11 protein-coding genes are annotated in these 12,066 nt (G+C 68.8%); 6 read left to right on the forward strand and 5 right to left on the reverse strand.

Translation table 11 applies throughout. From position 1 onward, the window contains the following. Positions 1–227 precede the first annotated feature (227 nt). Positions 228–3,431 carry a glycoside hydrolase N-terminal domain-containing protein gene (locus ILP86_RS00455; protein WP_193761131.1) on the forward strand — a complete coding sequence of 1,068 codons (3,204 nt, stop codon included), beginning with the start codon at positions 228–230 and terminating at the stop codon, positions 3,429–3,431. 66 nt (positions 3,432–3,497) lie between these two features. Continuing rightward, complete coding sequence (locus tag ILP86_RS00460; RefSeq protein ID WP_193761132.1) at positions 3,498–4,931, forward strand: MFS transporter; 1,434 nt, start codon at positions 3,498–3,500, stop codon at positions 4,929–4,931. A 12-nt stretch (positions 4,932–4,943) separates the two neighbouring features. Here the strand turns inward: ILP86_RS00460 and purB are convergent, their stop codons facing one another. Continuing rightward, positions 4,944–6,326, reverse strand: coding sequence for an adenylosuccinate lyase (gene purB, locus ILP86_RS00465; RefSeq protein ID WP_193761968.1), 1,383 nt, complete (start codon positions 6,324–6,326; stop codon positions 4,944–4,946). A gap of 23 nt (positions 6,327–6,349) precedes the next feature. Beyond that, complete coding sequence (locus ILP86_RS00470; protein ID WP_230977858.1) at positions 6,350–6,799, reverse strand: low molecular weight protein-tyrosine-phosphatase; 450 nt, start codon at positions 6,797–6,799, stop codon at positions 6,350–6,352. Positions 6,800–7,006: 207 nt separating this feature from the next. On the opposite strand from ILP86_RS00470, the gene ILP86_RS00475 reads away from it, so the two are divergent. Next, positions 7,007–7,264: a hypothetical protein gene (locus ILP86_RS00475; RefSeq protein WP_193761133.1), complete on the forward strand. Its 258-nt coding sequence runs from the start codon at positions 7,007–7,009 to the stop codon at positions 7,262–7,264. After that, complete coding sequence (locus ILP86_RS00480) at positions 7,264–8,607, forward strand: hypothetical protein (protein ID WP_227750877.1); 1,344 nt, start codon at positions 7,264–7,266, stop codon at positions 8,605–8,607. The genes ILP86_RS00475 and ILP86_RS00480 overlap by 1 nt, the downstream gene beginning before the upstream one ends. Before the next feature lie 31 nt (positions 8,608–8,638). Here the strand turns inward: ILP86_RS00480 and ILP86_RS00485 are convergent, their stop codons facing one another. From ILP86_RS00485 to ILP86_RS00495, 3 genes are read right to left on the reverse strand one after another with little or no spacing between them, the layout of a single operon-like run. After that, positions 8,639–9,040, reverse strand: a complete 402-nt coding sequence (locus ILP86_RS00485) for a phage holin family protein (protein WP_193761135.1) — start codon at positions 9,038–9,040, stop codon at positions 8,639–8,641. Positions 9,041–9,097: 57 nt separating this feature from the next. Continuing rightward, entirely contained in the window at positions 9,098–9,460 is a 363-nt protein-coding gene (locus tag ILP86_RS00490) for a type II toxin-antitoxin system death-on-curing family toxin (RefSeq protein WP_061016345.1), read from the reverse strand. Then, the gene (locus ILP86_RS00495) at positions 9,457–9,663 is read right to left on the reverse strand and encodes a ribbon-helix-helix protein, CopG family (RefSeq protein ID WP_061016347.1); all 207 of its coding nucleotides are present in this window, start codon (positions 9,661–9,663) and stop codon (positions 9,457–9,459) included. The genes ILP86_RS00490 and ILP86_RS00495 overlap by 4 nt, the downstream gene beginning before the upstream one ends. A gap of 99 nt (positions 9,664–9,762) precedes the next feature. Between ILP86_RS00495 and ILP86_RS00500 the strand changes: the two genes are divergently transcribed. Both ILP86_RS00500 and pdhA read left to right on the forward strand, forming a co-directional pair. After that, positions 9,763–10,830 (forward strand): histidinol-phosphate transaminase, encoded by a 1,068-nt coding sequence (locus tag ILP86_RS00500; protein WP_061016369.1) that lies wholly within the window; start codon positions 9,763–9,765, stop codon positions 10,828–10,830. A gap of 106 nt (positions 10,831–10,936) precedes the next feature. Beyond that, positions 10,937–12,064, forward strand: coding sequence for a pyruvate dehydrogenase (acetyl-transferring) E1 component subunit alpha (gene pdhA, locus ILP86_RS00505; protein ID WP_046748623.1), 1,128 nt, complete (start codon positions 10,937–10,939; stop codon positions 12,062–12,064). The last annotated feature ends 2 nt before the right edge of the window (positions 12,065–12,066 follow it).

The raw sequence follows: 12,066 nt of genomic DNA on the forward strand, positions 1-12,066 counted from the left end.
TCCGATAGCCCCTCGAGCAGGGTCACCCACTCGACCCCCGGCGGAACATCGGGTTAAAGCGCTCAGAAGAACGCGCTGAAGCCGACACTTTCGGCATACCTTCTGGACAATCGTCGCTATACATCCGATGTTTCATGGCGCACACTGGCTCCGACGCCTCGCATCCACGATCGGCTGCGAGGCCGCACGGCCCCAGTAGATCAACGATGCTCCGGAGGATTGCTGTGATGAAGGACCCCATTTCCCGTCGCCAGGCACTGCAGGTGGGCGGTCTCGCCCTTCTCGCCCCGCTCGTCCCCCAGTTCCTCGCCGCCCGCCCCGCCGCGGCGAGCACGTTCTCGGCGCAGGCTCCTCTCCGCGCCGTGCCGGCGGGGGCGATCCCGCGCCCACAGCTGTCGCCGTACGCGCTCTGGTACGCGACGCCGGCGACGGACTGGGAGACCCAGGCTCTCCCGATCGGCAACGCCCGTCTCGGCGCGAAGCTGTTCGGCAACCCGGACGCCGAGGTGATCCACTTCAGCGAGCAGAGCCTGTGGGGCGGGGTCAACGACTACGACAACGCTCTCGCCGGTCAGCCCGACGGTGCGTACGACACCAGCGTGACCGGCTTCGGATCCTTCCGCGACTTCGGCGAGGTGACGGTGGCGTTCGGTGCGCGCACGACCGTCAGCTCTCCCGGCGGCCCGTACCAGGTGTCCGGTGGCGAGAGCGTCGAGAAGACGTTCGACGGCAACCCCGCCACGAAATGGTGCCTGATCGCGCCGCCCGCAGAGGTGACGTGGCAGGCCGATCTCGCCGCCCCCGCCGTCGTCTCGTCGTATGTGCTCACGAGTGCCAACGACGTCCCTGCGCGGGACCCGCAGGACTGGCGCCTGGAAGGCTCGTCCGACGGAGCGGCGTGGGTCGTGCTCGACGTCCGCTCCGAGGCGCCGTTCCCCCAGCGACTCCAGTCCAAGAGCTTCTCGGTCGCCAACACCACCGCGTACGCCCACTATCGCTTCGTCTTCGCCCCGAAGGCGGGAGTCAGCCACTTCCAGGTGGGGGAGATCGCGCTCGGCGGCGTCGAACTGGCGCAGGGAAGCGCCGTCTACGTGTCATCGCCCAGCGGTCACGCGGACTCCCTCGTCGGCAGCATCGATACCGATCCCGCGACCGTCTGGGCTGTTCCCGCGACGGGCGGTGGCGCGGTGTGGCAGGTCGAGCTCTCCTCGAAGAACACCCTGAACGGCTACGTGCTCACCAGCGCACCGGACACGCCGGAGCAGGATCCACGCGACTGGATCGTCGCCGGCTCGGATGACGGGCTGACCTGGAAGACCCTCGACACCCGAGTAGGGGAGACGTTCCCCGAGCGCGGCGTGGGGCGGACGTTCACGTACGCGAACACCACCGCGTTCGCGATGTACCGCATCTCGTTCTCCGCGCCGGGTGCCATCCGTCTCGGCGGCATCGCCTTCACCGGCGGCGGTTTCAGCACGGCGGGCGCCAAGGCGGTCGTGGACTACCGGCGTGCACTCGACATCGCGGACGGCACCCACAGCACTCACTTCGCGACCGCACAGGGGACGGTGTTGCGCGAGGCCTTCGCGAGCCGGGAGGCCGACATCATCGCGGTGCGGTTCACCGCCGATCGGCCCGGTGCGCTGACGGCGCTGCTCACTCTGACGTCCAAGCAGGACGGCGTCGCCATCGTGGCCGACGCGGGCGGACGTCGGCTGAGTTTCGCCGGGACGATGGCCAACGACCTCACGCACGCGGCCGTCGTCCGCATCGCCGAGACCGACGGCCGGGTCGTCGCCGCCGAGGGCGGGCTGCGCGTCTCGGAGGCGTCGAGCATCACACTGCTGCTCGACGCGCGCACCGACTATCGTCTGAGCGCGGCGCACGGCTGGCGAGGCGCCGCACCGCAGCCCGCGATCGAGAAGGCGCTGAACGCCGCCGCCTCCCGGTCGTGGCAGAGTCTCCGCTCTGCGCACACCGCACAGGTCTCCGAGCTGATGCAGCGCGCGAAGGTGGAGTGGGGAGCGACCGACGGCACCGTGACGGCCATGCCCACGGACCGCCGGCTGCTCCGCTACGGGAAGGGGGAGGCGGACCCCACGCTCGAGCAGACGCTCTACGCGTACGGCCGGTATCTGCTCCTCAGCTCGTCGAAGCCCGGGGGGCTGCCGGCCAACCTGCAGGGGCTGTGGAACAACAGCAACCAGCCGGCGTGGGCCAGCGACTACCACACCAACATCAACGTGCAGATGAACTACTGGGGCGCGGAGACCGCCGACCTCCCGGAGTCCCATGAGGCGCTCGCGACGTTCATCCGCGAGGTGGCGGTCCCCAGCCGGGTGGCGACGCGCAACGCCTTCGGCGCCGACGTGCGCGGGTGGACCGCCCGCACCTCGCAGAGCATCTTCGGCGGCAACTCGTGGGAGTGGAACACGATCGCGAGCGCCTGGTACGCCCAGCACCTCTACGAGCACTGGGCGTTCACGCAGGACAAGAAGTACCTGCGCGACCTCGCCTACCCGCTGATCAAGGAGATCTGCCAGTTCTGGGAGGACCAGCTCAAAGAGCTTCCCGACGGCACGCTGGTCGCGCCGATGGGCTGGTCTCCGGAGCACGGTCCGCGCGAGGACGGCGTCATGCACGACCAGCAGATCATCTGGGATCTGTTCCAGAACTACCTCGAGTGCGCCGAGGCCCTCGGTGCCGACAAGACCTACCGGAAGACCGTCGCCGACATGCAGTCCCGTCTGGCTCCCAACAAGATCGGCCGCTGGGGGCAGTTGCAGGAGTGGCAGACCGACCGTGACGACCCGAACGACATCCACCGGCATACGTCGCACCTGTTCGCCGTGTACCCGGGGCGGCAGATCACCTCCGACACCCCGGAGCTCTCCGCGGCGGCCCTGGTCTCGCTGAAGGCCCGCTGCGGGGAGAAGGAGGGTGTGCCGTTCACCGCCGCCACGGTCTCGGGAGACAGTCGCCGTTCGTGGACCTGGCCGTGGCGGGCCGGTCTCTTCGCGCGCCTGGGTGATGCCGAGCGGGCGGGGATCATGGTGCGAGGACTGCTCACCTACAACATCCTGCAGAACCTCTGGGCGAACCATCCGCCGTTCCAGCTCGACGGCAACTACGGCATCGTCGGAGCGATCGCGGAGATGCTGGTGCAGAGCCATGGTGGGGTGATCCGTCTGCTCCCGGCCGTGCCGGCGGACTGGGCGGTGAGCGGATCGTTCGCCGGTCTCCGCGCGCGGGGCGGGTATCGCGTGGACTGCACCTGGCGGGACGGGAAGGTCGTGTCCTACGACGTGGTCGCCGACCGCGCACCGAACATGAGCAACGTGGTCGTGGTCGTCAACGGGGAGCGTCGCAAGGTGAAGCCGGGCAACCCGAAGAACGGCAAGCCCATGCGCGACCTCGGTCCGGCGCACTGAGCAGGGGCGGCGAGAGGGACGGCGACGATCCGGAATACCGGTGGGGTGGATCGGCTTGCACCTGAGGTGACTGCCTCCGTCGACCGCGCCTCCATCGGACTCCGGTCGGAGCGCGGACCCATCCTCGGCGCGCTCATGCTCGCCACCGGGCTCATCGCGATCGACGCCACGATCCTCGCGACCGCCGTCCCGAGCATCGTGCGCGACCTCGGCAGCTACCAGCAGTTCCCCTGGCTGTTCTCGGTGTACCTCCTGGCGCAGGCCGTGAGCGTGCCCATCTACTCCCGCTTCGCGGACACCGTGGGCCGCAAGCCGATCATCCTGCTCGGCATCGCCCTGTTCCTGCTCGGGTCCATCCTCTGCGGGTTCGCCTGGAGCATGCCGGCGCTGATCGTGTTCCGCATCATTCAGGGCATCGGAGCCGGTGCCGTCGCACCGATGTCGATGACCATCGTCGGTGACATCTACACGGTCGCCGAACGTGCCAAGGTGCAGGGATACGTCGCGAGCGTGTGGGCCATCTCCTCGGTGGTGGGTCCGGCGCTCGGCGGCATCTTCGCCCAGCTCGACGCCTGGCGATGGATCTTCTGGATCAACGTGCCCCTGTGTCTGATCGCCGGGTGGATGCTGCTGCGCAACTACAAGGAGCAGAAGCAGACCCAACGGCACAGCATCGACTACGGGGGAGCGGTGCTGCTCACCATCGGGCTCACGGCGCTCATCCTCGGCATGCTGGAGGGAGGAAACGCCTGGGCGTGGCTGTCCGTGCAGAGCGTCCTCTGCTTCGGGATCGGCGTGGTCGCGCTGCTGGCCTTCGGGGTCGTGGAGCGCCGTGTCGCCGAGCCGATCGTCGACCTGCGGCTGGTGACGCGTCGGCTCATCCTCACGACCACGTTGGTCTCGCTCGGCATCGGCGCGCTCATGCTCGGTGTGACGAGCTTCGCCCCCGCCTACCTCGAGGGATCCATCGGCATCGCTCCCCTGCTGTCGGGTCTCGCGGTGGCAGCTCTGACCCTCGGCTGGCCGCTCGCCGCCGCGAACGCCGGACGGCTGTACCTGCGCATCGGCTTCCGTCGCACCACGCTCATCGGCATGAGCATCACGACGCTCGCCGCCATCATGCTCGCTGCCGTCGCCTCCTGGCCGAACCCGTTCGTCATCGCCGGCATCGCGTTCCTCCTGGGCTTCGGGCTCGGGTGGAGTGCGGCCCCGACGCTGATCGCCGCCCAGGCCTCGGTCGGCTGGGGCGAGCGCGGCGCGGTGACGGGGATGAACGCCTTCGCGCGGTCGGCGGGAAGCGCTGTGGGCGTCGCCGTGTTCGGCGCGATCTCGAATGCGGCCATCGCGCAGGGTGCGGGCGCGGACGACCCCGACACGATCATCCACGCGTCGGTGTGGGTGTTCGTCGCCGTCGCGGTGACCGCGGTTCTCACTCTCCTGGCGGCGTCGTTCATGCCGAAGGACAGCGTCGAGGAGCACTCCGGCGAGTCGGGCTCCTAGCTCCTCCCGGGTTCAGCGCGCGAGGCGCGCCGCGATGCCCGTGTAGGTCGCCGGGGTCAGCGCGAGCAGGCGCTGCTTTGCGGCATCGCCGATCTCGAGGCCCTGCACGAACTCGGCGAGGTCGGCGGCACCGACCCGGTGACCACGGGTGAGCTCCTTGAGGAGCGCGTACGGGTCGGTGATCGAGGAGCGGCCTGCCACGACCTCGGCGCGGATGACCGTCTGGATCGCCTCGGCGAGCACCTCCCAGTTCACGTCGAGGTCGGCGAGCAGCACGTCGCGCGACAGCGAGATCGCGTTCAGGCCGCGGCGCAGGTTGTCGAGCGCGAGCAGCGAGTGCCCGAACGCGACGCCGATGTTGCGCTGCGTGGTGGAATCGGTGAGGTCACGCTGCAGGCGGCTCGTGACGAGCGTCTGGCCGAGCGATGCGAGCAGGGCTCCCGAGATCTCGAGGTTGGCCTCGGCGTTCTCGAAGCGGATCGGGTTGATCTTGTGCGGCATCGTCGACGAGCCGGTGGCACCCGCGACCGGGATCTGCGCGAAGTAGCCGAGCGAGATGTAGGTCCAGATGTCGGTGGCGAGGTTGTGCAGGATGCCGCCCGCGTGACGCACGCGGTCGTACAGCTCGACCTGCCAGTCGTGCGACTCGATCTGCGTCGTGAGGATGTTGAAGCCCAGGCCCAGTCCCTCGATGTACTCGCGGGCGATGGTCGGCCAGTCGGCGTCCGGGTCTGCCGCGAGGTGGGCGGACCAGGTGCCGGTCGCGCCGGAGAACTTCGCGAGATACTCGGAACCGGCGATCTGGCTGCGCACGCGCTCCAGGCGCCAGGCGAAGACCGCGAGCTCCTTGCCCATCGTCGAGGGCGTTGCGGGCTGGCCGTGCGTGCGCGAGAGCATCGCGGCGTCGGCGTGCTCGACCGCGAGCTCGCGCAGCTTCGCGATCACGGTGTCGAGGGCCGGGAGCCAGACCTCCTCGACCGCGCGCTTGACGGTGAGGGCGTAGGACGCGGAGTTGATGTCCTCGCTCGTCGCGGCGAAGTGCGTGAGCTCGGAGATGCGGTCGAGGCCGAGCGTCGAGAGCCGGTCGCGCACGAGGTACTCGATCGCCTTCACGTCGTGCTGGGTGACGGCTTCCTTCTCGGCGAGCCAGTCGATCTCGGCCTGACCGAAGTCGCGGTAGAGCGAACGCAGGCGCTCCTTGTCCTCGTCCGACAGCGGGCTCGTCGCGAACAGCGAACGGTCGGTGAGCGCGATCAGCCACTCGACCTCGACCTCGACGCGTGCCCGGTTCAGGCCCGCCTCGGACAGGAAGTCGGCGAGACCGGTGACGGCGCCACGGTAGCGGCCGTCGAGGGGGCTCAGGGGCTGGGGCGGGAGCGAAGGCTGGAAAGTCAGGGGAGTCCTCCTGATCGGGCCCCTCAGAGGCGGGGCGTGCGGGGGAGACGCAGAGCGGGTTCGAGCTGGCGGAACAGGCCCCGAGTCGCCGCCTCAATCATACCGAGCACGGAATCGAACATCTCCGCGCCCGCGTAGTACGGGTCGGGCACGTCGTGGGTGGTCGCCGTCGGGTCGAAGGCCAGCAGCAGGGTGACCTTCCCCTCCTCGTCCTCGTCGTGGGCCCATTCCCGCAGGATGCGCTCGTGCGTGCGGTCGAGCGCGACGACGAGATCGTTGTCGGCGAAGGCGGCCGCGGTGAACTGACGGGCGCGGTGCTGGGAGCCGTCGTAGCCGCGACGCGCCAGCGAGTCGATCGTACGGTGATCGGCACGCTCGCCCAGATGCCAGTCGCCTGTTCCGGCGCTGCGCGAGACGATGCGCGGGCCGAGTCCCTGCCGCTCGGCGAGGTCGCGGAAGACGACTTCGGCCATGGGAGAGCGGCAGATGTTCCCCGTGCAGACGAAGATCACGCGGAAGGGATCCGGGGATGTCACAGATACATTCTGCCCGCCCATGGCCGTCCTGCACAGCGCGAACCTGCTCGCGCGGCCCCTGCACACCATGGGCGGGCGACCACCTGTCCACGGGTTGCGTATTCCGGGCGACCCGCGTGGAGCGCGATCCCGAATGCTGGAGCCATGTACTCGTTCGCACCCGAGCAGTCCGGTGGATCCGCGCAGTCGTGGGGGCAGGCCTTCGCGCACCGGGGGATCGGTGATGCCATCACGACGCTGGAGGAGGCGGGAGCGGTGCTGGTCTCGCTCGTCGATGCGACGGACTGGAGCTCGGAGGGGTTCCGCGCGCTCCACGAACTCCTCGCGCGGGTACGCGATGACACCGGAACGCAGCTCGGGAGTCTTCGGATCCGGCAGTGGGAGCTGGAGGGATCGGAATGATGGGGGCCGCACGCGCGCACGACGCCTCCGTTGCCGGCGGCCTGGAGATCGACCACGGCGGCGCGATCGCGATCGACACCGAGCAGTTGCGCGAGGTCGGCGCGCACCTGCGGACGGTCGCGGCGCGATACGAAGAGGCTCGGGATTCGGTGGTCACCGCTGCGGAGGCGATCTCGTCATCCGATGCTCCCGCGCTGCGCGTCGACATCGGCGCTCTGCGACTCAGCGGCGAGCGGATCGGTGGACTCGCTGCGGAGATCGAGAACGCCTGCACGGGAACGCTGTTGATGGCCGACGCATTCGAGCTGGTGGAACTGCGGGCACAGGCTGAGGCGCTCGCCCTCACCGACGCCGCGGCGGCGAACGACGTGCGCGCACGGGCCGACGAGATGATCGCCGACGACGAGCGCCTGGGGCGGATGGCGGACTGGCTGGTCGCAGGCTGGGAGCGACGGAGGTTCGAAGGGCTCGGAGATCAGTACGACCTGGGTGGGATGCTGCCGCCGATGTTCCTGGTCGGGGCGCTGGTCGGGCTCGCCTCGGGGTATGGGAAGGTGCGGCCGGGGGTGGCGGGATCCGAGGTGCCGGGCATGAAGGCTCCGACCTCCGTGCCGGTGGATCCGGTGCAGGTGACACCGGTGAAGACGTCGACTCCGCGCGCGCCGGACGACCTCGCCGGAGCGTTCAGGAGGATCCCGGGCGGGGGAGCCCAGGTCGCCGTGGAGAAGTACACGATGGTCGGCGGCGCGACCCGCTATGTGGCCTACGTGGCCGGTACCCAGAATTCGCTGCTGTCCCTGAAGAAAGGCGCGGAGCCGTGGGACATGACCTCGAACATCGAGCTCTATCAGGGCGCTACGTCGGCGTCGTACCAGGCGACTCTCGATGCTCTGGCGGCCGCCGGTGTCGAACCGGGCGATCGCGTCGACGTGGTCGCGCACTCGCAGGGCGGGATGATCGCCACGCGACTCGCCGTGGAGAGCGAGTACGAGGTGTCGATGCAGATCACGGCGGGGAGCCCCACCGAACCGACACTCCGGGAGGAGCAGACGCTGATCCAGCTCCGTCACACCGACGATGTCGTATCGGCGCTCGCCGCGGGCGGGTCGGCAGAGGGGACGGGGTCGCCCGACAGCTTCACCGCCTCGCGGGTCGGTGATCCGGGGGACGGCGTCGAGGACCTGCGGTTGAAGACCCACGGTCTCGAGACGTACATCGAGACCGCCGAGATGGTGGATGCGTCGACCGACCCTCGCGCGGTGGCTCTCGACGGGTACTGGGATGAGCTCGGCCGGGCCGTCGAGGTCGAGCGCACCGAGTACCGCGCGGAGCGGAGCGGGTGACCGTGGTGGCTGTCACCGCGGTGTCAGCGGGTCAGTCGCGACGGCTCTTGTTCTGCGGGCGCAGGATGAATCCGAAGATGCCGTTGATCACCGAGATGATCAGTGCTGCGAGCACGCCCCACCAGAAGTCGCCGACCGTGAGACCCCAGCCGAATCCGCTCGTGATCCAGGCGGTCAGCCACAGCAGGAACCCGTTGATCAGGAAGCCGATCAGGCCGAAGGTGATGATGTAGAGCGGGAACGCGACGATCTTCACGACCGTTCCGATGATCGTGTTCACGAGTGCGAAGATCGCGGCCACCGCGAGCAGGGTCAGCACCAGCTGCAGCGTCTCGCCGGGCGGGAAGGCCCTGATGGTCACCTGCAGGGCAGGGATCAGCGTGACGACCCAGAGGGCGAAGGCGTTGACGACGACGCGGATGATGAAGCGCATAGTCCGACCAGTGTCCCACGGACTCTCGTGCGTGTCAGTGCGAAGTCCCTCGGGTGCTCAGCGGAAGTGAGCGCGCAGAAGCGCAGCGACCTCGTCCAGGGAGGACTTGCTCTGCGCCGTCCGGAGGATGAGGTCGAAGGCAACCTCCGTCTCCATGTCGATGATGACGTTGTTCATCTCGAGGAACGTCAGGGTGAGGACCCAGGAGAAGCGCTTGTTGCCATCAAACAGAGGGTGATTCTGGCTCAGGGACGACAGGAGAGCTGCTGCCTTGACTTCGAGATCCGGGTAGGCCTCGACTCCGAACATCGAACTCGACGGTCGGGCGAGAGCGGAGGAGAGAAGCCCGATGTCTCGGATGTGGAGCCCGAGCTCCTCTGTGATGCCTACTGCGTGCGGAAGCTCGACATATCGAGTCACGCGTCTTCGAGTTTCTTGAGGAGATCTGCGTATCGGTCAGCCACCCCGCGGGCGATCGACACGGCCTGCTCGGTCGTGACCTCCTCGCGGAGAAAGCGGTCCGTAGCCTCGATGAGCAGTGCGTGCTTGGACGTGTGTCGCCTCGATGCCAGCTCGCCGAGCTGGGCATCGAGTTCTTCCGGGAGTCGCACCGTCATCGCCATACCAGAATGGTACCACCGGGCATCGAGCCGCGACAGGGGGCGAACGAGCGCGATCCGTCCCCTCGGGCTGTGCTCGCCCGCCCTCGTAGACTCGACCTCGTGACCGAGCCGATCCTGCCCCGCATCCGTCCCGCCATCGCCGCTCTCGCTCCGTATCGCCAGGGAAAGCAGGCCGGCCCCGATGCGTTCAAGCTGTCGAGCAACGAGAACCCGTTCGACCCGCTGCCGTCGGTGCTCGACGCGCTGCAGAGCACCACTCCCATCAACCGCTACCCGGATGCCACCGCCGGTCGCCTGCGCGCGCGTCTCGGTGCGCGCTACGGGGTCGAGCCCGACCAGGTGCACGTGGCCTCGGGCAGCGTGTCGATCCTGCATCAGCTGATCCTGGCCACCGCCTCGGTCGGCGACGAGGTCATCTACGCGTGGCGCTCCTTCGAGGCGTACCCGAGCCTTCCGCTCGTCGCCGGAGCGACCGGTGTGCAGGTGCCGCTCACCGCCGACTCCCGCCATGACCTCGAAGCGATGGCGGATGCGGTGACCGAGCGCACCCGCGCGATCATCCTGTGCACGCCCAACAACCCGACCGGTCCGATCATCACCTCGGCCGAGTTCGCCGCCTTCGTCGCGCGGGTGCCCGGCGACATCCTGATCATCCTCGACGAGGCCTACGCCGAGTTCGTCACGGCGCCGGGTGCGGTCGACGGTCTGGCGGAGCGCGTGTTCGAGCAGCACCCGAACGTGGTGGTGCTGCGCACCTTCTCGAAGGCCTACGGTCTCGCCGGGCTGCGCGTCGGCTATGCGATCGGGCACGAGAAGGTGCTCGACGCCGCCCGCACGACCGGCATCCCGCTCTCGGTCACCTCCGCTGCCGAGAACGCCGCGATCGCCAGCCTCGACGCCGAATCGGAGCTCCTGGAGCGCGTCGCCGTCATCGTCGAACGCCGCGGCCGTCTCGTGGAGGGGCTTCGTGCACAGGGGTGGGAGGTGCCGGACTCCCAGTCGAACTTCGTCTGGCTGCCCGCGGGCGAACGCACCGACGAGGTGGCTGCCGCATTCGTCGAGAACGACCTCATCGTGCGTCCGTTCTCCGGCGACGGCATCCGCATCTCGGTGGGCGAGGAGGACTCCATCGCCCGCGTGCTCGAGGTCGCCGGCTCCCTCCGCTGAGTCGCCGCATTCCGCGCGTTCTCGCGGATTTCTCCGGTTTCCAGGCATTTACGAGGGCGTCCTAGGTATGCGTGACCTGGCATGCGGGCGCGGGTAGCGTGAGAGCGTGACCACCTCCGAGACACCCCTTGTGAGCGTTCTGGACGAGACCGGACGGTACGCTCCGTCCGCCGCCGCAGAACGGTACCTTCCTCTGATCGACGCGATCGGCGATGCGGAACTCGAGCAGTTCTACCGGGACATGGTCGTCATCCGCGCGATCGATACCCAGGCGACGAACCTGCAGCGTCAGGGCCAGCTCGCGCTGTGGCCGCCGAGTCGTGGACAGGAGGCGGCGCAGGTCGGATCCGGGCGCGCGCTCCGCGCCCAGGACACCGTCTTCCCCTCCTACCGCGAGCACGCCGTGACCCGCATCCGCGGCGTCGATCCGGTCGACATCATCAAGCTCATGCGGGGCGTCTCGCACGGCGGGTGGGACCCGACCGACCCCGAGAACGGCAACACCCGGCTGTACACGCTGGTGCTCGGATCGCAGGTGCTGCACGCCGCGGGCTACGGCATGGGCCTCGCCTTCGACGGACGCACCGGCTCCGGTGATCTCGACCGCGACGAGGCGGTCATCGTCTACTACGGCGACGGCGCATCCAGCCAGGGCGACGTGCACGAGGCGATGGTCTTCGCCGCGAGCTACCAGGCTCCGACGGTGTTCTTCCTGCAGAACAACCACTGGGCCATCTCGGTGCCCGTCTCCACCCAGTCACGCGTGCCGCTCGTGCAGCGCAGCGCGGGCTACGGCATCCCGAGCGTCCGTGTCGACGGCAACGACGTGCTCGCCAGCTACGCCGTCTCCCGTGTCGCGCTGGACGAGGCTCGCGAGGGCAAGGGGCCGCAGGCCATCGAGGCTGTGACATACCGGCTCGGCGCACACACGACGAGCGACGACCCGACCAAGTACCGGGGCAGCGACGAGGAGCAGTACTGGGCCGGTCGCGATCCCATCGTGCGGATGCGGGCCTTCCTCGAAGCGCGCGGAGCGTCGGAGCAGCTGTTCGCCGATGTGGAGGCCGAGGCGGCCGATGCCGCAGAGGATCTGCGCGCCCGCACGGTCGAGCTCGGGCCGCCCAGCGCCGACAAGATGTTCGACCACGTGTACAGCGAGCCGCATCCGCTGATCGACCAGCAGAAGGCCTGGCATGCGCAGTACGAGGCGTCCTTCGAAGGAGGAGCCCAGTGACT

It is taken from the genome of Microbacterium sp. R1 (assembly GCF_015159725.1).
GTDB classification, from domain to species: domain Bacteria; phylum Actinomycetota; class Actinomycetes; order Actinomycetales; family Microbacteriaceae; genus Microbacterium; species Microbacterium oxydans.